Annotated in this window: 17 protein-coding genes; 8 read left to right on the forward strand and 9 right to left on the reverse strand. The window is 65.9% G+C overall.

Features of this window, described 5'->3' with window-relative positions; translation table 11 throughout:
• Nucleotides 1-47 precede the first annotated feature (47 nt).
• Both corA and C2U30_RS04640 read left to right on the forward strand, forming a co-directional pair.
• Nucleotides 48-995, forward strand: coding sequence for a magnesium/cobalt transporter CorA (gene corA / locus C2U30_RS04635; RefSeq protein WP_005301617.1), 948 nt, complete (start codon nt 48-50; stop codon nt 993-995).
• 144 nt (nt 996-1,139) lie between these two features.
• Nucleotides 1,140-1,601, forward strand: a complete 462-nt coding sequence (locus C2U30_RS04640; protein WP_103243270.1) for a DUF2919 domain-containing protein — start codon at nt 1,140-1,142, stop codon at nt 1,599-1,601.
• A gap of 9 nt (nt 1,602-1,610) precedes the next feature.
• Here the strand turns inward: C2U30_RS04640 and C2U30_RS04645 are convergent, their stop codons facing one another.
• Nucleotides 1,611-2,360: a hypothetical protein gene (locus tag C2U30_RS04645; RefSeq protein WP_069652592.1), complete on the reverse strand. Its 750-nt coding sequence runs from the start codon at nt 2,358-2,360 to the stop codon at nt 1,611-1,613.
• A 215-nt stretch (nt 2,361-2,575) separates the two neighbouring features.
• On the opposite strand from C2U30_RS04645, the gene C2U30_RS04650 reads away from it, so the two are divergent.
• The 5 genes from C2U30_RS04650 (at nt 2,576) to C2U30_RS04670 (ending at nt 8,864) form a co-directional block, all read left to right on the forward strand.
• Complete coding sequence (locus tag C2U30_RS04650; RefSeq protein ID WP_103243271.1) at nt 2,576-3,811, forward strand: MFS transporter; 1,236 nt, start codon at nt 2,576-2,578, stop codon at nt 3,809-3,811.
• Between the two features lie 60 nt (nt 3,812-3,871).
• Nucleotides 3,872-5,845, forward strand: coding sequence for a siderophore amonabactin TonB-dependent receptor (locus tag C2U30_RS04655; protein ID WP_010674445.1), 1,974 nt, complete (start codon nt 3,872-3,874; stop codon nt 5,843-5,845).
• Nucleotides 5,846-5,923: 78 nt separating this feature from the next.
• Complete coding sequence (locus tag C2U30_RS04660) at nt 5,924-6,940, forward strand: amonabactin ABC transporter permease subunit 2 (protein WP_103243272.1); 1,017 nt, start codon at nt 5,924-5,926, stop codon at nt 6,938-6,940.
• 12 nt (nt 6,941-6,952) lie between these two features.
• Nucleotides 6,953-8,002, forward strand: coding sequence for an amonabactin ABC transporter permease subunit 1 (locus C2U30_RS04665; RefSeq protein WP_103243273.1), 1,050 nt, complete (start codon nt 6,953-6,955; stop codon nt 8,000-8,002).
• A gap of 43 nt (nt 8,003-8,045) precedes the next feature.
• Complete coding sequence (locus tag C2U30_RS04670; RefSeq protein WP_103243274.1) at nt 8,046-8,864, forward strand: amonabactin ABC transporter ATP-binding protein; 819 nt, start codon at nt 8,046-8,048, stop codon at nt 8,862-8,864.
• 90 nt (nt 8,865-8,954) lie between these two features.
• Here the strand turns inward: C2U30_RS04670 and C2U30_RS04675 are convergent, their stop codons facing one another.
• The gene (locus C2U30_RS04675) at nt 8,955-9,686 is read right to left on the reverse strand and encodes a 4'-phosphopantetheinyl transferase family protein (RefSeq protein ID WP_103243275.1); all 732 of its coding nucleotides are present in this window, start codon (nt 9,684-9,686) and stop codon (nt 8,955-8,957) included.
• A gap of 185 nt (nt 9,687-9,871) precedes the next feature.
• Here C2U30_RS04675 and C2U30_RS04680 point away from each other — a divergent pair, with 185 nt between their 5' ends.
• The gene (locus tag C2U30_RS04680; RefSeq protein WP_103243276.1) at nt 9,872-10,810 is read left to right on the forward strand and encodes an ABC transporter substrate-binding protein; all 939 of its coding nucleotides are present in this window, start codon (nt 9,872-9,874) and stop codon (nt 10,808-10,810) included.
• 75 nt (nt 10,811-10,885) lie between these two features.
• Here C2U30_RS04680 and amoH read toward each other — a convergent pair whose 3' ends face one another.
• The 7 genes from amoH to C2U30_RS04715 all read right to left on the reverse strand — a co-directional run bounded on the left by amoH (nt 10,886) and on the right by C2U30_RS04715 (nt 26,412).
• Nucleotides 10,886-12,409, reverse strand: a complete 1,524-nt coding sequence (amoH, locus tag C2U30_RS04685) for an amonabactin biosynthesis glycine adenylation protein AmoH (RefSeq protein ID WP_103243277.1) — start codon at nt 12,407-12,409, stop codon at nt 10,886-10,888.
• Nucleotides 12,406-18,684: an amonabactin biosynthesis non-ribosomal peptide synthetase AmoG gene (amoG, locus tag C2U30_RS04690; RefSeq protein WP_103243278.1), complete on the reverse strand. Its 6,279-nt coding sequence runs from the start codon at nt 18,682-18,684 to the stop codon at nt 12,406-12,408. The genes amoH and amoG overlap by 4 nt, the downstream gene beginning before the upstream one ends.
• A 14-nt stretch (nt 18,685-18,698) precedes the next feature.
• Entirely contained in the window at nt 18,699-19,448 is a 750-nt protein-coding gene (gene amoA, locus C2U30_RS04695; RefSeq protein ID WP_103243279.1) for an amonabactin biosynthesis protein AmoA, read from the reverse strand.
• Between the two features lie 20 nt (nt 19,449-19,468).
• Nucleotides 19,469-22,570 (reverse strand): amonabactin biosynthesis non-ribosomal peptide synthetase AmoF, encoded by a 3,102-nt coding sequence (amoF, locus tag C2U30_RS04700; protein WP_103243280.1) that lies wholly within the window; start codon nt 22,568-22,570, stop codon nt 19,469-19,471.
• The gene (gene amoB / locus C2U30_RS04705) at nt 22,567-23,475 is read right to left on the reverse strand and encodes an amonabactin biosynthesis bifunctional protein AmoB (RefSeq protein WP_103243281.1); all 909 of its coding nucleotides are present in this window, start codon (nt 23,473-23,475) and stop codon (nt 22,567-22,569) included. Before amoB ends, amoF begins: the two co-directional genes overlap by 4 nt.
• Before the next feature lie 17 nt (nt 23,476-23,492).
• Nucleotides 23,493-25,163, reverse strand: a complete 1,671-nt coding sequence (locus C2U30_RS04710) for a (2,3-dihydroxybenzoyl)adenylate synthase (protein WP_103243282.1) — start codon at nt 25,161-25,163, stop codon at nt 23,493-23,495.
• 76 nt (nt 25,164-25,239) lie between these two features.
• Entirely contained in the window at nt 25,240-26,412 is a 1,173-nt protein-coding gene (locus C2U30_RS04715; RefSeq protein WP_436792465.1) for an isochorismate synthase, read from the reverse strand.
• Between the last annotated feature and the right edge of the window lie 41 nt (nt 26,413-26,453).

Raw genomic sequence — 26,453 nt, forward strand, 5'->3', positions numbered from 1 at the left:
CCTGTGCAACCATCCCTGATTACCCATGACTTCTTAAGGGGGGACAGATGATCACCGCCTACATTCTCAACAACAAGGTGCTGGACATAGTCACGCTCGGGCCGGATGACATCGTTCCCGACAACACCGTCTGGCTGGATGCCTACAAGCCGGACACAGCGGAGCGAGAATGGTTGACGGGCCTGTTCCTGGAGGAGGTGCCGGACAAGGAGGAGCTCGATGACATCGAGGCATCCGCCCGCTTCTACTGGGACACCGACGGTCTGCACATCCACTCCCTGTTTCCCCAGCGCATCGGTCGCGACACCAAGGGTGTGCACGTCTCTTTTACCCTGCGCAACAACCTGCTGATCAGCATCCGCGAGGACGACATCGGCCTGGTGCGTCTGCTGCGCCACTACATGCGCCAGGACAGACTGGAGGTCGAAGACGCCCTCGACATCCTGCTGGAGGTGCAGAACCTCAAGGTGGAGTACCTCTCAGACCTGATCGAGGATGGGTACAAGACCCTGGAGAACACCGCCGATCAGATCTTCGAGCCGGACCAGATCAACCCCATGCTCAAGGAGCTGATGGCCCAGGAAGAGGCCAACGGCCAGATCCGTCTCTCCCTGCACGATACCCGCCGCGCCCTGCGCTTTCTCAAACGCAGCCTGCGCCAGCGCATGACGGGGGAGCAGAACAAGTGGATCGACGAGATGCTGCACGACGTGGAATCCCTGCTGCCCCATACCCAGTTCCTGTTCGACAAGATCAACTTCCAGCTGGAGGCCTCCATGGGGGTGACCAATCTGGAGCAGAACAAGGTGATCAAGATCTTCTCGGTAGCCGCGGTCATCTTCCTGCCGCCGACCCTTATCGCCAGCATCTATGGCATGAACTTTGGCCGCATGCCGGAGCTCGCCTGGGAATACGGCTATCCCCTCTCCCTGGTGCTGATGGTGATGTCATCGCTGGGCACCGGTCTCTTCTTCAAGCGAAAAGGCTGGCTGTGACGCCGGAACCCGGCAACTAAAGACTGCGGATTGGGGGGCATGGCCCCCCGATTAATTCCCGGCCGTTGCCGGCCTTGCAATGGCCTGCCCTGTGCCCCATATCCCCTTCATCACTCGCACTGCATGAATGGATACCGGGCCACCATGACCCTCTACCCCGAACACCGTTACGACGATCACGGCCAGTTGCGCCCCCCGCTCTGGTTCTGGCCCATCGTCCTCTTGCTGACCCGCTCGGTCTGGCTGTTTCTGATGGCGGGGGTCACCCGGGAGAGTGGCAGCGCCATCCTGACCCTCTTCTACCCGGACAAGCTCACCCTCTATATCAGCCTGCTGACGGACGTGCCCGCCATGCTGGCGCTGCTCGCCTGCGGCGGCACCCATCGCCAGACCCACAGTGCCAGAGCCTGGCTCAGACGCCACAGCCCCTTGCTGCTGCTCTGCTCTGCCGTCAGTGGCCTGCTGATGCAACTGCACAGCCTCAATCTGCAGCAGTGGTCGTTCAACTGGCCCACCGCCCTGGTGCTCATCGCCAGCCTCTGGGCGCTCTGGTATCTGCTAAGAAGCCGCCAGTTGCGGGATTACGCCCTGGATCAGCCCCACTGACAGGCTGGTTCACTGGCGCGTGACCCGGATCTGCAGAGTCTGGCGCTCGCTGCCGCTGGCCCTGCCCATGCCTGATGGATTGGCGATCGCGGCCTCCCGGCTGCCTTGGGTTGTGGAAAGCTCCCCCACCGTCAGCCACTGGCCCGGGGCGCCGCTCACCTCGGTGGCACTCTGGCCGGTGTGTATGTTGCCTCGCTCCACTCTTGCCTGTTCACTGCTGAGGGCCACCTGCACCCTGTCCCCTATCAGGGTCGCGGTGGCGTAGAGACCGTTCATCAGCGGCATCATGCCCACCACCCTTCCCCCCTGCCACTGGTAAAAGGTGACCGGCTGATAGGACCCCATCTGCAACAACACGGGCCGCCCGGAGAGGCCACGCACCTGCCAGTTGTCACTCTGGCTGCGTTCATAGTGCCGGGCATCCCCCTCCAGCAGCCACTGCCGTTTGGCATCCAGGCCCAGCCCCACTCCGGCCTGCTGACGGCTGGAGGCGCCATCCACCCGCCACTCGATGAGCAGGCTTTGGGGCGGCTGGTTCACTTGCGCCAGGGTACGCTCGGCCTCCTGCAACTGGGCGGGGGTTCCGCTCAGTACCAGCTGGTTGCCCATGGCGCTCACCCCGAGATCCGGGTAGATCTCCTTGAGCGTCTGCACCGCGGCATCCGCCTCGAATACCGGTATGACCTTCACTTCGGCCCTCAGGGGCAATGCCAGCAACAGGCAGCACCCCAGCCCCCAATACCCTGATCCAGCGCGCATCTTCTCCTCCCGGCGTTCACCGCCACCCTCTCGCTTCCTGCCATCATGGTCCATGGCGCCCCGATTGCAACGGGCCTGGTATGCAACCCCACACAGAGGCACCTGATAAAGACTCGTTAAGATACCAATCAATACAAATAAAAATGGTTATCATTTGTTGTCACAACAAAAACCCTCGGATACAATTCGGACTCATTTTTTCGAGTCAGCCTCTGATGAAGCCAGAATCCGTCGCATCCACCCCTGCCGCCATCCACCTTGCGCTGCTCATCAACATGCTCTCCATGGGCTGCATGATGATGGTGATGCCCCTTGGCCCGGAACTGGTAACCCGCCTGGGGATGCTGCCGGAGCAGACAGGTTACTTCAGCGGCGGCGCCACCCTGGGAGCCGCCCTGCTGGGCCTCCTGGCCGCCCCCTGGCTCGATCGGGTCAACCGCAAACCCGCCCTGCTGGTACTGCTGGTCCTGCGCTTCCTGCTCTTGATGGCTTGCGCCCTGGCCGAGGATAGCCAGACCCTGCTGCTGATCTTTATCCTGTCCGGCTGCGTGGCCGGCCCCCTGGGGGCCATCCTGATGGCGGCGGTGCTGGATCTGGTACCGCCCGCCGAGCGGGGCCGCCGTCTCGCCTACGTGGGCATGGCGTTTTCCCTGGCCGCCATTCTGATCGTGCCCGCAGCCCTCGTGCTGGCCCAGTGGTCTGGCTGGCAGAGCCCCTTCCTCTTGTTTGGTGCAGGGGGCCTGCTGCTGGCCCTGCTGTGTGCCATCTGGCTGCCGTCCCTGCCGGTCAACCGGGCCCCGGCAGGCCAGGGGATGCGCCAGTTGCTGGGGTCACCGCTCTGCCAGGGAGCCCTCTTCATCCTCTGCCTGCAGATGTTCGGCCACTTCCTGCTCATTCCGCACTTTGCCAACTACTTCCAGTTCAACCTGGGTTTCCCGCGCCACCAGATCGCCAGCCTCTATCTGTGCGGCGGTCTTGCCAGCATGACCACCATGCGCCTGTGCGGCGGCTGGATCGATCAGGGCCGCGCCCAGGGCGCCATCCTGCTCACCAGCCTGGCCCTGGCCCTGATCACCCTGGTGGGCTTTGCCTTGCCGGCAGGCCTGCCTCTCTATCTGCTGTTCACCCTCTTCATGGCCCTGAGCTCCGCCCGTGCCAGCACCACCCTCGCGGTCACGGCGGCCATTCCGGCCCCCCATCAGCGCGCCGCCTTCATGTCTTTCCAGGGCTCGATCACCAATGTGGCGGCGGGCCTCGGCAGCCTATTCTCCGCCAGATATCTGGTCTCCGACGAGGGGGGCGCCCTGCACGGTTTCCCCACCCTGGCCTGGATCAACATTGCGTGCACCCTGGTGGCCTGCGCCGGTGTCTGGTTCCTCATCCGGGGCCTGAAGCGCACAAGAGATAACAATAATCCTGCCTCTGGCACCGCCAGACAAGGAAGTCAGTGAGCACCGGATCAGAAGAATCCGGACCCCATAACCTCAGTTATATCCATGGAGTTTTTGACAATGCAGTTGCAGCACGGCCTCTTTAAACTGAACCCCATTCTGCTCTCCCTTGGTCTGCTGGCCGTACCGGGCCTGGCCCAGGCCGAGTCCGTCAAGGCCAACGAGACGGTGGTGGTCACCGCCACCCAGACCAAGCACACCGAGCTGACCGCCCCGGCCAGCGTCTCCGTGGTCACCCGCGCCGATCTGGACAAGATGAACGTCAACAACATCGGCGATGCCCTCAAGCACGTGCCCGGTGTCAACATCATCGGCACCAACCCCACGGGTCGCAACGAGATCAAGATCCGCGGCATGGGCGGTGACTACACCCTGCTGCTGGTCAACGGCAAGCGGGTCAACGCCCGCGAGACCCTGGGCAGCTCCTTTGGCAACGACTTCGACTTAAGCTCCATCCCCATGGCCGCCATCGAGCGCATCGAGGTGATCCGCGGTCCCGTCTCCTCCCTGTACGGGGCCGATGCCCTCGGCGGCGTGGTCAACGTGATCCTGCGCCAGGCCAAGGAGAACACCGAAGCGGCCGTCGGCTACACCCACACCATGCCCACCAAGGGGGATGGCGGGGATGCCAACCAGGGTAGCGCCTTCGTCTCCGGCGCCCTGATCGACAACAAGCTGCTGGGCAGCGTGGTGGTGGAAGGCTATCAGCGGGATCGCTGGAAGAGCGAGCAGTCCAACAACCCGGATGCCGACGCCCTGGAGAAACGGGAAGTGGTCAACGTGCTCTCCAGCCTGAAGTGGCTGGTGGCCGACAACCAGGACATCGACTTCGATCTGGGTTACAACCAGAACGACATGGACAGCTACTTCAACAACGTGCCCCGTGCCCCGACCGCACCGGCCACCCCCCACAACGTGCAGAAACTCGATCGCCTGAGCCTGGGGCTGACCCACAACGGCCGTTGGGAACACTTCGACAGCCGCGCTCGTTACTACTTCGAGCAGACCGATCTGATGGATGACTCCCAGCTCAACGGTGGCGCCGCCGACATCACCCAGACCAACAACACGGTGGATGGCCAGTTGAGCGGCTACCTCGGGGATCACCTGCTGACCTCGGGTGCAGAGTTCCGCAAGACCGAGCTGGAGCACAGCCGCAGCATCCAGAACGGCAGCGTGGATGCGAGCCAGAGCGCCCTCTACCTGCAAGACGAGTTCGGCTTTGGGGATCTGGCCCTGACGCTCTCCGGCCGTCTGGATCACCACGAGACCTATGGCAACGAGTTCAGCCCCCGTGCCTACGCCCTCTACTCCCTGAGTGACGAGTGGGTGATCAAGGGCGGCGCCGGCAAGGCGTTCAAGGCCCCGACCCTGGCCCAGTCCAGCGAAGGATTCGCCACCACCGCCTGCCGCGGCGCCTGCAAGGTAATAGGCAACCCGGACCTGAAGCCGGAAACCTCCGTCAGCTACGAGCTTGGCACCGCCTACAACGCCGATCGCTTCGGCGCAGGGGTGACCGGCTTCCACAACGAGATCGAGGATCTGATCCAGAGCGATCAGTGGGGCCCGGGCTACCGTCCGACCGTCATGACCTACCTCAACGTCAAGAAGGCCCGCATCAAGGGGCTGGAGCTGACCGGCTGGTTCGACGTGCTGGACAACGTGCAGCTGACCGGCAACCTGACCCTGCTGGACTCCGAAGACAAGAGCACGGGGGATGATCTGGCCAAGACCCCGGATCACACCGGCAACATCGGCCTGGACTGGAAGGCGAGCGACGTAGTCAGCGCCAACCTGGCCTGGCAGTATGTCGGCAGCCAGGTGATCAAGGTGCCGGCTCGCAACGCCCAGGCATTCACCTCCAAGCACTACCAGACCCTGGACGTGAACACCAAGTGGACCGTCACGCCGGCCCTGGACTTCAAGCTCGGCATCACCAACCTCACCAACACCCAGCGTGACGAGGTGGCGACCGACGCCGACTTCATCCTGGAAGGTCGCACCGTCTACGCAGGGGTCGATTACAAGCTGTAATCCATCCTGTATGCGGGAGCCCCGGTCGCGGGGCTCCCTTTTTGCGTTTCTGCCTCCCCGAATTCAAGGAGTCATTGAGTGCTCAGATACCAAGCTCGGCTGTTCTGGCTCGGCGTGCTGCTCCTCTTCCTGCTGATTTGTCTGTCACTGGCCACCGGGGCCGGTGTCTATGGTGGCCGCGAGGTCGCCGGTTTCCTGATGGGCGATCCCGCCTTCGTGGCCGATGAAAAGCTCACCATGATAGTCCATACCCTGCGCCTGCCCCGTACCCTGGCAGCCCTGGTGGTGGGGGCGTCACTCTCCCTGGCGGCTTCCATGCTGCAAAGTGCCACCCGCAACCCTCTGGCCGAACCCGGCCTGCTCGGGGTCAATGCCGGCGCCGTCTTTGCTCTGGTGATCGGCCTCACCTGGTTTGGTGTCGAATCCGCCTACGGCTATCTGCTCTGGTCCGGCATGGGGGCCCTGCTCGGCAACCTCATCGTGCTGGGCCTCGGCCTCATGGTGGGGCGCTCCAACCCCCTCAAACTCATCCTGGTAGGAGTCGCCCTCTCCGCCACCTTCGGCGGTCTTTCCAACTTCCTGCTGCTCTCCAACCGGGTGGTGCTGGAGCAGTTCCGCTTCTGGAACTTAGGGTCCCTTGCCGCCTCCAGTCTGGAAGCGGTACTCACCGTGGTCCCCTTCGCCCTGGCCGCCCTGCTGCTGACCCTGGCGCTCTGTCGCCCTCTCACCCTGATGCAGATGGGGGATCACCAGTCCAAGGCCCTCGGCATCCGCCCCACCCGGGTGCGGATCGGCGTGCTCTTGGCCGCAACGCTCTTCACCGCCTGCGCCATCGCCATCGCAGGTCCCATCGGCTTTGTCGGCTTCCTCGCCGCCTACTGCGCCCGCCTGGTGGAGCCGGTTCGCCTCGCCATCCAGGTACGCTTCTCCGCCCTGTTCGGGGTGCTCTTTCTGCTCGGTGCCGATGTGCTGGCCCGCTGGCTTATCCAGCCCTACGAGCTGCCCAACGGCGTCATTCTGGCGCTCATCGGGGCGCCCGTGCTCATCCTGGTGGTGCGCAGCGGCGGCTTCCGCTCCCTGCTGGCCGTCAAATAAGGTGCAACGCCCATGAAAAACTCTCTCTCACTCCCGAGCGGCACCCTCTGCCTTCGCCTTGGCAGCCACACCCTGTTGCTGCACCGCCGCGCCTGGCTCATCACCCTGGGGCTCCTGGTCGCCCTCACCCTGCTCTCCCTGCTGGCCCTCACCTTGGGTTCCGGCAAGATCACCATGATGGGGGTGATCCAGACCCTTCTCGGGGAGGGAAGCCGACTCGATCAAGTAACCGTATTCAAGATCCGACTGCCGCGCCTGTTGGCGGTGCTGGTGGCCGGCGCCGCCATGGGACTCTCGGGCTGCCTGGTGCAGACCCTGGTGCGAAACCGCCTCGCCACCCCGGACATGATAGGGGTCAACGAGGGGGCATCCCTGGCCATCATCATCTTCTCTCTCTATCTGACCCTGGGTACCTGGCCCTGGTGGGCCGCCCCCTTCGGCGCCCTGTTTGCCGCCGCCGTGCTCTATGCCCTGTGCAACAAGCCCGGGGAGCAGGGCTACCTGTTCGTGGTGATCGGCATCGGGGTCTCCGAGCTGATGAACGCCCTCGGCCAGTTCATCATGTCCACCCAGTCCCTGGTGCACCTCACCAGCCTCTATCTGTGGAACATGGGCAACTTCGTCGGTCAGGGCTATGGCACCCTGCTACCGGTGAGCCTGCTGCTCCTGCTCATCTGTCCCTGGACCGTCTGTCTCTCCCGCTCCCTCGGCGTGCTGCGCCTGGGACCGGTGACGGCCAGCACCCTCGGGGTCAACGTGAACCGGGTCCAGCTCGGGGTGCTGGCCCAGGCCATCATCGTCGCAGCCCTTGGCACCGCCATCGGCGGCCCCGTGGTCTTCATTGCCATGGCGGCCCCCATCCTTGCCTCCTGGCTCAGCCGGGATCGCATCGTGCCGCTCTGGATTGCCGCCCTGTGCGGCGCCCTGATGCTGCTCGCCAGCGACACCCTGGTGCGGGTGCTGGCCAGCCCCCACGAAGTGGCTACCGGCATCATGACCCGCATTCTCGGCGGCCTGCTGCTGCTCTTCATCCTGCTCAAAGATCGCCAGAAGGCCGACTGACCATGGCATTCATCCATTTTCAATACAGACCGAGGGCTGCCCGATGACGCTCACCGTGAACCGACTCCAGTTCGGCTACCCGCAAAAGACCATCTTCAAGGAGATCTCCTTCTCCCTCCCCCGGGGCAAGCTGGTGGGGATCGTCGGCCCCAACGGCGGCGGCAAATCCACGCTGCTCAAGCTCCTTGCGGGACAGGAGCAGCCCCGGTCCGGGGAGATCCTGCTCAAGGAGAAGCCACTCGGTGCCTATGGCGCCAAAGCCCTGGCTCGGGAACTCGCCTATCTGCCCCAACGCCCCCTGGCCCCCCCCGGTATCCTGGTGGAGCAGCTGGTGCAATATGGCCGCCATCCCCATCAGGGCTGGTTCAATCAGTGGAGCGAGGAAGATGCCCGCATGGTGGACTGGGCCCGGGAGCGGATGCAGCTTGATGCCATCTGGCACCAGAGCGCCAGTTCGCTGTCCGGCGGTCAGGCCCAGCGGGTGTGGCTCGCCATGGTGCTGGCCCAGGATGCGGACATCATCTTGCTGGACGAGCCCACCAGCGCGCTGGACATCGGCCACCAGACCGAGGTGATGGAGGCCATCCATCGGGTCGCCGCCGAGGGCAAGACGGTGCTTATCGTCATCCACGATCTCGCCACCGCCGCCCGCTACTGCGACGAGCTGATTGCCCTGGGGGATGGCGCCATCCAGGCCATGGGCCCGGCCCGGGAGGTGGTGACCAAGCCCCTCATCGATCGCCTCTACCAGACCGATGTGGACATACTGCACGCCCCCGGCGACGGGGCCCCTGTCATCGTGCCCCGCCGACGCGCTGACGAAGCGCCTCGCCTGCGCGCCGACCATGGCGTGTCGGCCTGAGCCATACCCTGTGCCCAAAAAAGAAACCGCCATCAGGCGGTTTCTTTCTCTGGGCTTTGCGTTGGCGTTATCCGGGCGCTGGCATCGTGCTCACAGCAGCAAGACGGTGAGCACGCCCCCCGGCAGGGCTTGCCAGTGCAGGGTGCAGCGCCAGCCAGCTGGCAGGGCCGGCGTCAGCGGGCATTTGAGCTCCAGGGTGAGAGTCTGCGCCGTCATGGCGAGCCAGCGGGCATCGAGAAAGTCAAAGTAGCGCCCCACCCGGGGATAGAGCCCCTTGAAGAGGCTCTCCTTGGCGGAAAACACCAGGGTCACGCCCTCTGCCAGGCTCAGCTGGGCGTCGTGAACCCCCGCCTCCAGCCGTCCCCACTCCTCCCCATCCATGATGCCGGGCCAGAGCTGCGCCCCTTGGTCGCCATCGAGCCAGGCCTCCAGATCCAGCCCGATTCCCTCCTGGCCCGGACGCACCGCACACAGGGCCACCCCCTCTCCCGCCAGCCGGCTGTGGCTGATGCTCCCCTCCACCCCTTCAGGCCAGAGTGGCTCCCGGGCCGCTCCGATGGCCACGCTGCATCCTGCAAGACCGAAGGGACGCAGGGCTTCACGGGCTGCGAGACGCCCTGCCAGAAACTCCCCGAGGCGCCTGGGGGCAGCCCCCTGCAATGAAGCAGGCAGGGTGATGCCCTGGGCTCCAAAGCACTCCGGCGAGAAGGCGGCGGGATCAAAACTGACCCGATGAAGAGGCAGCGTCTCCAGGCCCGGCAGGCGCAAGGTATCGGATTGACGGACAAAAGGTCCATCGAGTGAGGGACAACGAGGCAACATGAAAGGCTCCTGACAGGGGCCTGCGATGGTACCAAAGCAAGCCGAGGTCATGCCACAAATACAAATGACAACGCTTCTCACTTGCTTTGTGATAGCATGTCCCCGCCCATTCGGGGCTGGCCGGGCGGCTCTCAGGCACTTTCCACAGACTCCGGCCCACCGATTTCACCCATAAGGATGTCACCATGAAGATCTTCTCCCCGCTGGCCACCTTGCTCATGCTGGCCAGCCTGACGGGCTTCCAGGCCCAGGCGGGCAGCCGCCAGGTCATCGATGCCAACGGCCAGTCCCAGAGCGTCCCCGATGCGCCCCGGCGGGTCGTCGTGTTGAGCGAACTCGATCTCGACAGCGCCCTGACTCTGGGGGTGCAGCCGGTAGGCACCGTCAATGGACGCGGCCAGTCCACCCTGCCCCGCTATCTGCTGGACAAGGCGGGCAAGGAGATCGCCGTGGTCGGGGATCTGGACAACCCCAATCTGGAGACCCTCATCGATCTGGAGCCGGACCTCATCCTCACCGGCCAGACCAAGCCCGAGCTCCTGGCCCTGCTCAAGGAGATCGCCCCTACCGTCGTCACCGGCAACTGGGGCGAGCCCTGGAAAACCGTGTTCGGTCGCAGCGCCGACGCGATGAACCGGGGGGCCGAGGCCAAGGCGTTCCTCACCCGGTATGAGGTCCGCCTGGCAGAGGCCCGCAGCAAGCTCGCCCAGCATCAGGGTGAACAGATGAGCATAGTGCGCTGGAACCCCAAGGGGCCGAGCTACATGCACGGCGGCACCTTTGCCAGCAGCGTGGTCACCGAGATGGGGCTCACCCGACCCTCCCACCAGATTGGCGACAAGAGCCCCCACTCCCCGGCCCTGAGCCTCGAATCCCTCAACCTGCTGGACGGTGACTGGCTGGTGATCGGCACCCTCAGCACCAGCGGGGATGCGGTGGATGCCATGAAGCAGGCCGAGCAGACCCCGGCCTTCCAGCAGCTCGGCGCCATCAAGGGCAAGCGCTTCGGCGCCGTCGACGGGTCACTCTGGACCTCCACCGGCGGCCCCCAGGCGGCCCTCAAGGTGATCGACGACGTCGAGCGCCTGCTGACCAAACCGGATGCCGCCCCCATCGCTCACTAATCCCCCCTCGGTTGACGGCCAACAAGAAGCCCGCATGATGCGGGCTTCTTTTTATCCATGGCTCGGCAAGGCCGTCTACTCCGGCAATGGCAGCGCCTTTCTGTCGAGCTTGCCGCTGCCGGTCTTGGGCAGGGCATCCAGCAGGATGAGCCGCGCTGGCACCATGTAGTGCGGCAGCGTCGCCTGCAGCCCCTTGCGCAGGGCGAGGCGATTGAGGGTCACCCCGCTTTTCGCCTCCACGTAGCCCACCAGCATGGCCTCGTCCCCCTCGCCCACCAGACGCACCGCCGCCTCCTGCACCCCGGCCTGGCGGCGCAGTCCCGCCTCCACCTCGCCGAGCTCGATGCGAAAACCCCGCAGCTTGATCTGATCGTCGCGCCGTCCCAGATAGAGGAAGCGGTCCGCCCCAAGAAGGCGCACCCGATCGCCGGTGCGATAGAGGCGATGGGTGGCAAGGCGCAGGAAGGCGGCGCTGGTCAAGGCCGGCTTGCGCCAGTACCCCTCGCACAGGGCCGGACTCTCGATACAGAGCTCGCCGCACTCCCCCTCTGCCACCGGCTGCCCCGCCTCGTCCAGCACCCAGTGCCGATAGCCGGGCAGGCTGTGGCTGATGGTGATCTGCCCGCCAACCGGCGGCCAGCGCACCTCGCTCACCAGGGACCAGACGGTGGCCTCGGTCGGCCCATAGCAGTTCCACAGCCGCCGGGTGCGGGCACAGAGCTGCTCGGCCAACCCTGAGTCCAGCGCCTCGCCACCGCACAGGGCGGTGAGGGTATTGCGCCCCTGCCAGCCCGCTTTAAGCAGCATACGCCAGCAGGCCGGGGTGGCCTGCAGCCAGTTGATGGAGGAGTCGGCCTCGAGCAGGGCCAGCATCCCCAGGGGATCCTTGTTGTGCTCACCGCCGGCCACCGTCAGCCGGCCACCACCCCAGAGCGGCCCCAGCATCTCCAGCAGGGAGATGTCGAAGGCCGGGGTGGTGATAAAGAGCCAGTGGCAGCCAGGTGAAAGCCCGAGCCGCTCGCGGATCCCGTCGAGGAAGCAGAGCAGGGCCCGCCGGCTGATGATCACCCCCTTGGGCTCGCCGGTGGAGCCCGAGGTGAACATCATGTAGGCAGCCAGGGCGTCATCCACCTGGGGCCAGGAGACCGGCCCTGCCGCTGCCGGTCCATCCAGGGTGCGCAGCGGACAGCCGAAGGCGGGAGCCGGTCTGTCGCCGTCGCAGATCACCGCCGACAGGCGCGCCTGACGGGCGATCCCCTGTAGCCGCTCCACCGGAAAATCCGGTTCAAGGGGCACAAAGGTGAGACCGAGGCGCAGGCAGGCCAGCAGGCTGGCCACCAGATCGGGGCCGCGGGAGAGATAGAGACCAACCCGCTCTCCCACCGCCAGCCCCTGCAATCGGGCGGCAATCTCGCCGACCCTGGCATTGAGCGCGCCGTAGCTGAGCCACTGCTCATCTGATCCGCCCATATGGATGGCGGGGGCCAGCGGGCTGGCGGCCAGACAGGCCGCCAGCCGCGCGCCCAGATTGGCCGCCCCCTCACGGGGGGCAGGCCGGGTTTGCACGAGCGGAGCCTTATGCTTGATGGTCACCGTCATAGCGCAGCCTCCGTTTGGCGTACCAGCCAGTGCCGATAGAGCCGGCTGGGGGATGGATGGGCCTTGAGGGTCTGCAGGGTGAGCTGCGCCCGCTCCTGGCCAAACACCTCGTTGAGGGCCGCCAGCAGGGCGAGCTGCTGCACCGAATCCACCCCGAGTTCACACAGGGTCTGCTGCCAGATGCCGGGCACGCCGCACTGGCGCTCCCACAGGGCCACCAGCACGCGGGCCTCGGCCGGCGGCGGAGCCAGGCCGGGGGCAGCCACTTGTGTGACAGTCGATGGTGTGGCGGCCACTTGCGCCTTCGCCGGGGACGGTGCCGCCACCACGCTGGCCGGTTGGCTCAGATCCGTCTGCGCCAGCCAGTCGAGCTCGGCCAGCCAGTCAGCCAGCACCGCCTCGGCCCGGGCCTCGGGGATCTGCTCGCCATCGAACTCGAGGCGCAGCTGGAGCGTCTCGCCCCGGCTGCTGACCACGAGCGACAGAGGAAGCTCCACCTTCTCCACCACGGTGCCAAAGCGCGGCACCAGTTGGTGGGGTTCGGGGGCGGCAGGGGCCGCCGGCATGGGGTAGTTCTCGAACACGAACAGACTCTGGAACAGGCGCGCCCGTCCTTTGGTCAGTGCCGCCAGCGACTGGGTGCCGTGCTCATTGAGTGCCATCAGGTCGGTCTGCAACCGGGCGATATGCTCGGCCAGGGTCAGCTCGGTGTGCCACGCCAGGGCCAACGGCAGGCTGTTGATGTAGAGCCCGACGCTCGCAGTGATCCCCTCGATGGGGTAATCCCGGCCCGGGGTCACGTTGCCCACCAGGGTGACGGCATCGCCAGAGCGGCGTGCCAGCAGACGGTGCCAGGCATATTGGGCCAAGAGGCCCGCAGTCACGCCAAGGTCGCGGGCACGATGGGCGAGCAAGGTCGCCACCTCGGTCGGCAGCACCGTGGCGCACACCGCCGGTCGCTGCTGGGTATGGCGCCCGCTTGCGCCAGCGTCCAGCGTCACCCCGAACAGGCAGGCGAGATCGTTAGGCTTTGTTAGCAGCTCCTCCCGCCCCTGCCAGTAAGCCTCGGCGCTGCGGGCTTGGCTGGCGATATGGCGGCCAAACTCGAGCCAGGCGGTATCCGGCTCGCCCTGCGGCAGCAGGCCGTTCATCAGCGCCTGATAGGCGCGATGCAAGGACCCCAGCAACACGGGGCCGCTCCAGCCATCCAGCACGCCGTGATGGGCGCTGAAGACAACCTTGTGGTGATCGGGGGCCAATTTGAAGCAGGCAAGCCGCAGCAGGGGCGCCTGCTCGAGCGGGATCGGGCGGGCCAGATCCTGCTCGCGATAGGCCTGGACCCGAGCCTCTGCATGTTCCACATCAGACAAGTCCTCATAGTGGAATGGCAACTCGGCGTGCTTGAGGATGCGCTGGAGCGCGACCCCGTCAGCCAACACCAGTTCGCTGCGAAGGGCCGGCCAGCGAGCGATCTGCCCCTGCCAGGCCTGACGGTAGACCGCCACGTCCAGCTGCTGGTGATAGTCCATCTCGGTCTGCAGGTGATAGGCGTGATCCCGGGGCAGCAGCGCCCTGTGATGGAACATGCTCTGCTGAAGCGAGGTCATGGGCAGCAGGGTCTCCACCTCGCGCCCGGCCAGCACCCGATCGAGCGCGGCTTGCGAGAGGCCAAGCCCCGGGAAGTCGCTCGGGGTATGGCGCGGAACCTTCAGGTTGCAGCAGTGCTCCACCAGTGCCGTCAGGTTGTCCGCCAGCCGCGCCATCAGGGCGTCGCTCCCTTGCTGGTTGAGGGCGCCGACCTGACGCAGGGTGAGGCGCCCGTCATAGACGCCCCCGTGCAGGCTGACCAGCTCCCGCGGCAGGTTGTCAGGGGACGTGGGGGCCCCCGGTGCCAGCGGCAGAGGCTGCCAGGGCTGAGCGGCCTCGCCCTGATGACTGACCCCCAGGTAGTTGAAGACGATCAGGGCTTCGGGCAGTGCCCAGCCACGTGGGTGGTGCAGTCGCAGGGCGTTGAAGCCCACCCCCTTGTCCGGCACGGCGCGCAGCTGCTCCTTGGTGGCGCACACCAGCGCGTCCCACTCCTTGGCATCCGCCAGCGCCAGCGGATAGGTGCTGGTGAACCAGCCCAGGGTACGGCTCACGTCCAGTTCAGCATCGATGGCCTCGCGGCCGTGTCCTTCCAGCATCACGCAGTGACGGTTGCCGTAACCCTGCTCGCTCAGGGTACGAGTCAGTGCCGCCAGCAGCAGGTCGGGCACCTGAGTGAAGTAGGCCTGGTTGGCGGTGTCGATGAGACGAGCCGTGGTCTCCTGACTCAGTTGCAGCAGGCTGGCAGCGGCGCGGCCATCGGCGGCGCGTCGCTCCTCCAGCAAGCCTGGCTTGCTGGCCTCCCCCTGAGCCAGCCAGAAGCCAAGCTGCTCCTCTTCTCGCTTGGCGTAGGCCGCGAGCCCCTCGCCCCACTGGCGATAGCTGCTGCCCTTGGCGGGCAGCGGCTCGCCCCTGCTCACCCGGGCCAGATCCTCGGCCAGAATGCGCCAGGAGACCGCATCGATGACCAGGTGATGGAAGGCGAGGAAGAGCCCCTCCACCGTCTCGCCCTCGCGCGCCCCCTCGAGGGAGAGATTGCGCAGGCGGGCCCAGGCCAAAGTGTGGCCGCTGGCAGGGTCGAGATCTCCCTGCAGCTCGGTCAGGCGGGCCTGCAGTTCGGCCTCGTCTAGATTGGCGGCATCCAGGGTCGGCAGCGGCGGCAATGGCAGTTCGGCCAGGTAGCGCTGACCGGTCGGAGTCACCGCCAGACGCAGGGCATCGTGGTGCTGGCGCAGGATCTCCAGCCAGCCGCGCAGGGCCTCATCGTCCGCCCCGGCCGGCAGGCGCAGGATCACCCCCTGATTCCAGTGACCGGGCTTGGCAAAGCCCTGCTCGAAGAACCAGTGCTGAATGGGGTGGAGCGGGAACTCGCCGGTCAGGCTGCCCTGCTCGCTCCTGTGGCTGACCGCCTGCTGCTGGCCTAGCTGGCGGCAGAGGCGGCGCACCGTCTTGGCTTCGAACACGTCCTTCACGCTGCAGTGCAGCCCCGCATCCCGCAGCCTGGTGGTGAGCTGGATGCTGAGGATGGAGTCACCGCCTAAGCGGAAGAAGTCATCTTCCACCCCGAGCGGCTGCTTGAGCACCCCCTGCCAGATAGCAAGCACGGTCTGCTCCAGTTCGTTTTGCGGCTCGCCCTTGCTCTGCTGCCAGACGATGGCGGGCAGGCGGCGCAAGTCCAGCTTGCCGTTGGGGGTGAGCGGCATCTCGGGCAGCCAGCAGAGGCGCGCCGGCACCATGTATTCGGGCAGACACTCGCCGGCTCGCTGCAGCAGGGCATCGCCGTCGGGCTCCCTTGCCCCGGCCTGCAAACAGGCATACGCCAGCAGGCGACCCTCCTGCACCACCACCTTGATCTGGCGCATCGCCGGGCACAATTCGGCAAGCCGGGTCTCTATCTCTCCCGGCTCGATGCGATAGCCGCGCAGCTTGATCTGCTCGTCTATCCGGCCCAGATACTGGATGTTGCCGTCGCGGCGCAGCAGGGCCCGATCGCCGGTGCGATAGAGGCGATGGGTACGTGCCGCCAGTGTCAGCTCGATAAAGGCTTCCTGAGTGCGCTCTGGCAGATTGAGGTAGCCGCGGGCCAGCCCCAGCCCCGCCAGGCAGAGCTCACCGGGGACCCCCACCGGGCAGAGGTTGCCCGCCTCGTCCAGGATCAGCGCCTTCAGGTGGTTGACGGGTCGACCGATTGTGATGGGCGCCCCCGGGGTGAGCCGAGCACAGAGCGCGGTGACAGTGCACTCGGTCGGGCCGTACATGTTGAACAGCGCCACCCGCTCCCCCCAGCGCTCCACCAGGCTGCTCGGGCACGCCTCGCCGCCAAAGCCGATGGCCTTGAGGGAGCCGAGAGCCGCCGGGGGCAATAGATTTGCCAACAACGCCGTGGGCAGGATCATATGGCTGGCACCGCAAGCGATCGCGGCACCGATCACCCCCTCGCCCGGCTCGCCAAAGTGCAGGGCCGCGCCGCAGTAGAGCGGCAGCAAGCTGGTCATGTTGCCCGCATCGAACGAGAGAGACATGCAGTTGAACATGGCCCCATTCTGATCAAGAGCGATGCGCTCACCGTGATCCGCCATCAGGTTGACCAGGCTGCCCTGCTCCACCATGACCCCCTTGGGCAGGCCGGTGCTGCCGGAGGTGTAGATGATCTGGGCCAGCATGGCGGCGTCCCGAGGCAGTGCGGGCGTGCTGGCTGGCATCTTGTCCAGCGCCAGCCCGTGCAGATCGTGATATTCGGCCGTCGTGCCCGCCAGCGCCTCGCCAAGGCGCGGGTCCGGCACGCCACCCAGCACCAGGTTGATGGATGCATCAGTGAGGATATGGGCCAGCCGCTCGGCGGGATAGGCAGGGTCGAGGGGTACATAGGCCGCCCCCGCCTTCCAGCAGGCGAGCAGGGCGATGACGAAGGCCACATCGCGCCTGGCCTGGATGCCGATGGCGGCGCCCGGGGTGATGCCCTGAGCCAGCAGCCAGTGGGCCAGCCGGTTGGCTCGCACCTCCAGCTCGCCATAGGTCAACGATTGCGCGCCGTCGCTGACCGCCAACGCGTCCGACAACTGAATAGCGCGCCGCTCGATATGACAGAGCAGGGTGTCGCGGCTCGGGTAATCCGGCGGCAAGTCGGCAAGCTCTGCGGCCAGCGCCGCCTGGTCGGTGCCCGCCTCCAGCGGCAACTGCCAGATGTCGGTCTCGGGGGCCGCCACCACGGCGCGCATCAGGTGCAGCAGGCGATCGGCGTAGGCCTGGATGGTCTCTCGCTCGAACAGGGCGGTGGCGAACAGCCAGTCCACCCGGACGGAGTCCATCAGCTCGGTCACCTTGACCGAGATGTCGGTCTTGGCCGGCAGCACAGGCGAGGTCTCCTCCACCAGCTGGCAGCCGGGGATGAGATCGTTGAAGTCCACCTTGGCCTGATAGACCAGCATGATCTGGAAGATGGGGTTGATGGCGGTGGTGCGATCCGCGCCGATGGCCTCAGCCAGCGCCTCAAACCGATAGAGTTGATGGTCAAAAGCAGCTAAATCTTCTTCCCGGCACTGCTGCAGATAGTCGACAAAGCTGGGCTTGCCGCTGAGTTGAGTGCGCAGCACCAGGGTGTTGACGAAAAAGCCCACCAGCGACTCGATCTCGTGGCGCTCGCGATAGGCAAGCGGGGTGCCGATCACCACTTCCTTCTCGCCGCTCTGGCGCACCATCAGCAAGGCAAACAGGGCGTGCAGGCCGATGAAGTTGGAGGTGCTGTGGCGTTGGCACAGGCGCTTGAAGCTCTCCCACAGGTCGCTCTCGATGGTGGAGAAGACCAGCTCGCCGCCGCTGTCCTGATGGGCCGGGCGCTGCTTGTCGAGCGGCAGGCCGTGCACCTCGGGGCTGCCACCGAGCCGATCGACCCAGAACGGCTTGAACTCGGCGTGATAATCGAGAAAACGCGGTGAGTTGAACCAGCGGGCATAGTCGATGCAGGTGAGCGGCAGCTCCCTCACCTGCAGGGGCTCGCGGTTCTGATGGGCAAGAAAGGCGCGCTTGAGATCCGCGAACATGTTCTTGACCGACCAACCGTCGGAGATGATGTGGTGCTGGGTGATCAGCAGCACGTGCTCGCGGCTGCCCAGCCGAATAAGATGCACTCGGCTGAGCTCCCCCTGGGTCAGGGAGAAGGGACGTCCAATCTCCTCGCGCACCCGGCGAGCCACATAGGCCTCGCGCTCGGCAATGGCCTCTGCGCTCACGTCCTCAAGCTGCAGCTTGAAGGGCACGTGGGGCAGGATCTCCTGGGCACCCCTGCCCGCCTCGTCCTTGATGAAGCGGGTACGCATGCTGGGGTGGCGGGCAAACAGGTGGTCGAAGGCAAACTCCAGTGCCGCCGTGTCCAGCTCTCCCTTGACGCGAAAATAGACCGGCATGTTGTAGAGGTGGGAGGCCTCCTCGTACTGCTCGATAAACCAGAGCCCGCTCTGGGATGACGAGAGCGGGCCCTGCCGGGCGCCCTCGGCGGCGATAGGTTCTTCGAAAGCGGCACGGGCCGCCAGGCAGCGCACCAGCTCATCCTTGTGGGCCTTGATGGTGGCGCCGATGGCCGGCGTCACCGCCTCCTTGCTCGACTGGGAGATAAGCTGGCCCTTGTCGTTCAGCGCCAGCTTGACTCCCTGCCGTTCCAGCTGTTTCAACAGCAAAATCATATTGTTCATCTGTTTCTCAAGCCTCAGGCACTCAGGGTGGCGCCGCCGTCGACGACCAGATCCTGCAGCGTGATGTGGCTGGCCAGATCCGAGGCCAGGAAGAGGACGGTATGGGCGATCTCCGCCGGGGTGGCCACCTTGCGCAGGGGGATGCCGAGCTTGAACTGCTCCGGCAACCCGGCAATGGTGCGGGCCATGGCCTCCTCGCTTGGCAGCATGCCGCGCAGCATGGGGGTATCCGTCGAGCCCGGCGACACCAGGTTGGCGCGCACACCGAAGGGGGCCAGCTCCAGCCCCACCGTCTGGGTCAGGCTGGTGACCGCCGCCTTGGAGGCGCAACAGGCCGCCATCTGCATGCGCGGCACATGGGCGGCATTGGAGCCGATGGTGACGATGGCGCCGCGCCGCTGCCCCTTGAAATGGGGCACCAGGGCCCGCAGCAGATAGAAGACGCCGCTGGCGTTGACCGTCATGCAGTCGTGCCAGTCGTCATCGCTCAGAGTCTCGGTGGGGCCGAGGCGCAGTACCCCGGCCCCGTTGACCAGCACATCCAGCCCGCCGTCCGCCAGCAGCGCTGCGCAGCAGGCGTTGACCGCCTTCGAGTCGCCAATATCGAGCAGCCGGGTGGCATAGGGGTAGTCGGCTTCGGGAAACGCCAGATCCAGCCCCACCACGGATGCGCCGGCTACCACGAACTGCGTCGCCACCTCGCGGCCGATGCCGCGCCCGGCTCCGGTCACCCAGACCCGCTTGCCAGTGAAATCAAAGGCCATTGCTTGTTGCTCCTTGCTCATCACCACACCATCTCCACGCTCTCTTCGTCCTCGGCAAGCAGGCCGTCGAGGAAACGGCAGAAGTCGTCAAGGCGCGGGTGATCGAACACGTCGGAGACCTTGACCTGCACCCCGAACTCGGCGCCGAGCCGGTTGACGATCTGGATGGTCTGCAGGGACTGGCCCCCCAGTTCGAAGAAGTTGTCCGTGGGCGCCATGGTGGCGAGCCCCAGGATCTGTTGCCAGATGGCGCCGACCCGGTTCTCGGTTTCGCTGCCTAGGGTCAGGGCTTCGCCGCCCGCCTGGTAGGCTGCCAGCAGGGCCTTGCGATCCAGCTTGTTGGAGCCGGTGCGGGGCAGCTGGTCATAGTGGCGATAGTCGGTGGGGATCATGGCGGCGGGCAACACCCTGGCCAGCTGCGCCTTGATGACCCGGCTGTCGCGCTCCGGCCCCGCCACGAAGGCCACCAGCCGGCGCACGCTGCCGATGCTCACCCCCTGCACGCACGCCTCGTCCACCCCGGGCAGGGCCAGCAGCTGGGCCTCCACCTCGCCGGGCTGGATGCGATAGCCGCTTATCTTGAATTCGTTGTCGCGCCGACCGAGGTAGACCAGCCGGCCGGCCACCAGGCGCACCCGATCGCCGGTGCGATAGACGGGCAGCTCCTCCTCGCCGATCCGCAGGGAGCCAAAGCTCCCTTGCACGCCCCCCACATAGCCGTTGGCCAGCTGCGGGCCGAGCAGCACCAGCTCTCCTTCCTCGGCAGGTTGCTCCCCCGCCCCCAGAATGAGCGCCTGCATGCCGGGCAGCGGCAGGCCGATGGGCAGCTGGGCCTGGCTCGGGTCTTCCCCTTGCAGCTCCTGGGTGGTCACCACCACGGTCGTTTCGGTGGGGCCGTAGGTGTTGTACAGGCGCACATCGGAGCGGCCCTGGCGCTGCCACTGGGCCAGCTGCTCGGGGTAGACCGCCTCGCCGCCGATGATGACGGTGGTAAGCCCGGCAGGAATGTGGGCCTGACCCGCCGTCAGCGCCACCACCCATTCGTTCCAGAAGGCGGTGGGCAGATCGAGGTGGGTGATCCCCATCTGCTCCACCCCGGTCGCAAAGGCGGGCATGGATTCGAGCAGGGCGTCGGTGCGCAGCACCAGGGTGGCACCGGCGCTCAGGGTGGCGAACACCTCCTCGATACTGGCGTCGAAGTTGAAGGGGGCGAATTGCAACATCCGCGCCTCTTCATCCAGGTGATAGCGGCAGCGGGCGGCGGCGGCGAAGTGATCCAGCGCGCCGTGGCTCACCGCCACCCCTTTGGGCAGACCGGTCGAACCCGAGGTGAACATCATGTAGGCGACGGCGTGGCCGGCGGCCGGCTGGTTCAAGCGGTTATCGCTCACCAGATCCCCCGCCAAGAGCGTGCGCCCCTCAAACAGGCTGGCCAGCTTGTGACGGTACTCGGCCTGGGTGATCAGGGTCTTGACCTCCCCCAGCCGCAGAATATGGCCCTGGCGCTCCAGCGGCTGCTCGGGGTCGAGGGGCACATAGACGGCTCCCGCCAGCAGCACCGCCAGCTGGGCGAAGATGGCCTGGGGGGTGCGGGCCAGCATGACCCCCACCTTGTCGCCGGGGGCGACGCCTGCGGCCTGCAGAGCGGCCGCCATCTGTTCGGCTCTGGCCAGCAGCGCCTCGTAGCTGAAGCGGACCTCTCCCTGCGCCGTGCTCTGAATCAAGGCAATCTTGTCCGGGGTCTGGGCGGCGAAGTGGCAGAGCGCCTCCAGCACAGGACGCACCTGGAGAGCTTCATGGGCGGGGCCGGCGATCAGGGCCCTGACTCGCTGCTCGGCCAGCCAGTCGGCCTTGAGCGTTCCCAGGGTCTGGGCGGGCTCGGCCAGCCAGCGGCCCAGCAGGACAAACAGGGTATCGGCGATGGCAGCCAGATCGGCCTGCTGGTAGCAGCCGGGGTTGGCGTCCAGATCCAGTCTGGGCTGGCCATCGACGCCGACCTGCACTTCGATGGTGAGATCCTCCACCGGCCCGGCGCTGATGTTGAGAATATGGGCAGATAGCGGCCCGAAGCGGCGAGCGTGATCGAACGGCATGATGTTGACCAGCGGGCCGAACAGGCGCTTGTCGCCCCCCACCAGGCCAAGGTCGCGGCGCAGCAGCTCGTAGCGGTAGTGCTGGTGCTTGCGCACCCCGCGCTTGGCCTTGGCCACGGCGCCGGCGGCTCCCGCCAGATCCAGTTCTTCATCCAGTACCAACGCCAGCGGGGTGATGTTCATCTGCATGCAGGGCACGGTCAGCGACGCCGAGCCGATGCGGTTCATCATCATCAGGCCGAGCAGGGTCTTATTCTGGCCGCTCGACAGCGACAACTGAGCCGAGAGGCCGGCCAGCAGCAGATCGGGCCAGCCCAGCTTGTGCTCGTCGGCAAAGCCGGTCAGGGATTGCCACAGCGCCGCCGGCAGCGGACGGCTCTCGCGGATAAAGTCGGCGGCAATCGGTGCGCGGGTCTCGCCAAAGGACTTCACCTCGGGCCAGCCATGCAGCTGCTCCTGCCAGAAGGCGCGGGCGGCGGCGTTCTTGCCGCTCTGCTCACGGCTCGCCTCTTCTGCCAGCACCTCAGCCAACGAGCCGAAGGGGGATGGGGAGTGCATCTCACCGGCCAGCCCCTCTGCATACAGTTCGGCGATGCGCTGGAACAGCAAGGTGGTGCCAAAGCCATCGAGGGCGATGTGGTGCACGCAGCTGTAGAGATAATCGCGGCCGGGGCCGCGCAGCAGGGCGAAACGGCAGGGCGCTGCTTGGGTCAACTCGAACGGGCGGCGCAGATCGGCCCAGGCCCAGGCGCGGGCCAGCGTCTCGTCGTCGCGCTCGAGGGAGACCTCTTCATAGGCCAGGGGCAGCTCATGCGAGACGAAGCAGACCGCCTCCTTATCGTCTTCGAAGTAGCCCTTGAGCGCCTCGCACTCCCCCACCGCCTTGGCAAGGGCCGCGACCAGCACGGCCGCCTCGACCTTGCCGTCGAAGGCGATGCACTCGGCGGTGTTGAACATCGCCTTGTCGTCGTTGAGCAGATGTCCGGACCAGAGCCCCTGCTGGGGGATGGTCAAGGGGAAGCGGTTCATGGGGTCACCTCCAGCGCCTGGGCTGCCAACCTGGCCTCGATGAGGCGCCACCAACCGTTGAGGGTCGGCAGCTTGGCGAGATCCACGAAGCCGAGCTCCACCCCGGCGGCGCGCCACTCGGTGAGCAGGGCCATGATCCGTACCGAATCCAGACCGTAGTCGATGAGGTTCTCGTCGGGGTCAAACTCATCTTCGTCCTCGTCGATATGACTCAGCAGCCGTGCCTTGAGCCCCTCATACGTCAGCAACGGATTGCTCTGGACGGCAGAAGCGGCAACCGGCGCAAGGGCCAGCACCTCCTCGCAGCGGATCACCTTGCCGCAGCGGGTTGCCACGTAGTCGAGCGCCATCTGGTGATCGACCAGGGAGAAGTCTGCCACCCCGTCCGCCAGGAAGAAGGGCTGGATGTCGCGCATGAAGGCGTCGCAGGCGGTCATCATGCAGCCGATATGGCCGTAGATGCCGCCGATGATCAGCTGATCCCGCCCCAGCGCTTTGAGCATCTGCTCCAGCTCGGAGCGCTGGAAGGCGCTGTAACGCCATTTGACCAGCACGGTGTCGTCACGCTCCGGGCGCAGCGCTGCCACCACCTGCTGCTGCTCGGGCCGCTTGTTGAGACCCGGGCCCCACATGTCGTTGAGCAGGGCGCGATCTTCAGGGGATTGATCCTTGGGCTGGGCGGTGTAGAAGACCGGGATGCCGAGGGCCTTGCACTGCTTGCGCACGGCGGCCAGCTGCTCGGTGAGCGCCTCGATCAGCGGGCTGTTTTCGCCATAGAAGGCGGTGAAGTACTCCTGCATGTCGTGGATCAGCAGGGCGGCGCGTTTGGGATCCAGAGACCAGTCGACCTTGTTGGCCTTCCACTGGCTGGGCATGGCGTAATTGTTCAGGGTTGGGATAGCCATAACGTCATGATTCCTTACTAGTTTTTATGCTGTAGAGGCTGGTTGGCGGCGATGGCGTGCGCAATGCGCGCCCGCAGCCCCTGCTTGTCAATCTTGCCCACCGCCGTCATGGGCAGGGCGTCCAGGGTTTCGAAACGGTCGGGCAGCTTGAAGTCCGCCACCCCGCGCTCGCGCAGAAACTTGCGCAAGGCTAGCGGCTTCAAGGCGGGATCCGTGCTGACGATAAAGGCGCAGCTCTTCTCCCCCATGGCGCTGTCAGGCATGGAGACCAGGGCCGCATGGGTAATGGCCGGGTGGTGCAGCAGCTGGTTTTCCACCTCTTCCGCCGCGATCTTCTCACCGCCCCGGTTGATCTGATCCTTCTGCCGCCCCACCACGGTGAGGTAGCCATCGGCATCCTGTACCACCAGATCGCCGGAGCAGTAGAAGCCCTCGGCATCGAACACCCGGGCGTTGTGGGCCGGGCTCTGGTAGTAGCCGCGGAAGGTATAGGGGCCGCGGGTGTGCAGGGAGCCAGGCTCGCCGGGGGCAACCGGATTGCCCGCCTCATCGAGGATGCGCACCTCGTCGTCCGGGCTCATGGGGCGGCCCTGGGTGTGAATGACCTTCTCGTCGGGATCAGAGAGCCGGGTGTAGTTGACCAGCCCCTCCGCCATGCCGAACACCTGCTGCAGCCGGCAGCCGAGCAGCGGCCCAATCTTGCTGGCCACCGCCTCCCCCAGCTTGGCGCCGCCCACTTGCAGCAAGTCGAGGCTCTCGAGTTGGGTGCGCGCGGTGGGGTCTGCTTCCACGGCCTGCAGCCAGAGGGAGACCGCCGGCGGCACCAGCGAGGTGAGGTTGACCCGGTGGCGGGCGATCAGCGGGAAACAGCTGATGGGGCTGGGATCGGGGGCGAGTACCACGGCGCCACCCGCCTCGAACACCCCCAGGGCGCCAGGGGAGCTCAAGGGGAAGTTGTGGGGCGCCGGCAGGGCGCACAGATAACGGGTATGGGAGCCGAGGCCACAGATCTCATTGCTGCGGCGCACGCTGTAGTAATAGTCGTCATGGGTGCGCGGGATAAGCTTGGGAGTGCCGGTGCTGCCGCCGGAAAGCTGGAAGAAGGCCACCTCGTTCGCCGGGGTCGGGGCAAAAGAGACGGATGGGGAGCTCCCCTCATCCCCCTCGCCAAGCCAGCGGGTCAGCCCCAGCTCTCCTGCGTCGCCATCCAGCAGCACCAGTTCGGCGCCGATGCTTGCCAGCAGCTCGCTCTCGCGACCCTTGCTCGCAAACTGCGGGTGGGTCAGCGAGCCGATAAAGAGGCGCGGTGTGATCTGCTCGGCATAAGAGAGAAGCTCCAGCCGGTTGTGGCTAAAGAGCGCGTTGACCGGTGCAATGCCGGCCTTGAGCAGGGCGAAGAACACCAGATAGAACTCGGCCACGTTGGGGAGTTGCACCAGTGCAGTATCCCCCACCCCCAGGCCGTGGCGGGCCAGATTCGCAGCCAGCCGGCTCGAGGCGGCGTCCAGCTCACGATAACTGAAGCGACGCTCGCCGCAGAGGATGGCCTCGGCGTCGGGGGCCAGCTCGCACTGACGCGCCAGCATGGCGGTCAGCGGCTCGCCGCGCCAATAGCCCTTGGCGCGGTACTGCTGGGCCAATTCGTCGGGCCAGCGGATATAGGGCAGGAAGCGGTTGAATTGGCTCATTGCGCCACCTCCGGACTCAGGTCCAGGGCTTTCAGATTTGGCTGCCCACTCGGCCAGCCCAGATATTGAAGCTGGGTCATTGCGCCACCTCCAAATCCAGGCCTAGTGCCTTGAGCATGGTGCCCAGCTTGGTGCCGGTCTCGGCCCACTCCATGGCGGGATCCGAGCCCGCGACGATACCGGCGCCGGCAAACAGCTCGACCTGATGGCCATCGAGCACCCCGCAGCGGATCACCACGGCCCACTCGCCGTTGCCCTGGCTGTCGCACCAGCCAACGATGCCGCTGAACAGGGCGCGCCGGAAGGGCTCCTGCTCGCGGATGAACTGGCGGGCGAGTTCGGTGGGATAGCCGCACAGGGCCGGGGTGGGATGCAGTTGGCAGGCCAAGGAGAGCACCGACGCCTCGCCGCCATTGAGCCGGCCAGCGATGGGAGTGCCCAGATGCCAGAGGGTATCCGTGCTCATCAGCGAGGGATGAGCGGGGATCGCCAGCTCGCGGCAGTGGGGGGTCAGCACCCGGCGGATCTCGTCGATCACCAACTTGTGTTCATGCTGATCCTTGCGAGAAGCCAGCAGATCCCTGGCCACCATTTCGTCTTGCGCCGGCTCGCTCACCCGACGGGCGGAACCCGCCAACGGGTGGGTGAACACCTCTCCACCGCTGACCCGCAGCAGCAGCTCCGGACTGGCACCCAGCAGGCGGCGACCCTGGCCGAGCGGCAGGGAGAAGTGGAAGGCGTGGGGATTCTGGGCCATCAAACGGGCCATCACCTGCGTAGGATCGGCAGGCTGGTGCAGGGTAAGGGTGAGTTTGCGCGACAACACCACCTTGGCGAGCCGACCTTGTGCAAACGCATCCAGCGCCGCACTGACCGAGGCCTGGAATTCGCTGGCCGGCGGGGTGCTCTGCACCGAGATGACCCGGTTGGCCTCGGGGGCCTGCTCAACCGCTGTCACCGATGACGGCTCTGTCGGGGCCAGTTTCTCGCTCCGCTCATAACGGCCGGGCACATAGAGGCAGGAAGCCTCTGCCGGATCAAACGCAAAAGCACCGATGAGCAGGGGGTTGCTCTGGCCGGCAGCCCTGGCGGCATCGAGGGCCAGGGTTATCTGCTGTGCCAGCAGGGGCCACTCGCAGGCGGGGGTGGTGATGGGTTGCCCCAGGTCAGTGGCACTGATCGTGCCCTGACACGAGGTAAACAAGAAATCAGGCGACATCTTCGCCTCGGCAGGTGCGCCATTGTCCATTACTCGAGTCTTCACGTCATACCCTCAAAGAAGATTCAAAA

Origin of the sequence: Aeromonas sp. ASNIH5 (assembly GCF_002902865.1) — a bacterium.
Taxonomy (GTDB): domain Bacteria; phylum Pseudomonadota; class Gammaproteobacteria; order Enterobacterales; family Aeromonadaceae; genus Aeromonas; species Aeromonas caviae.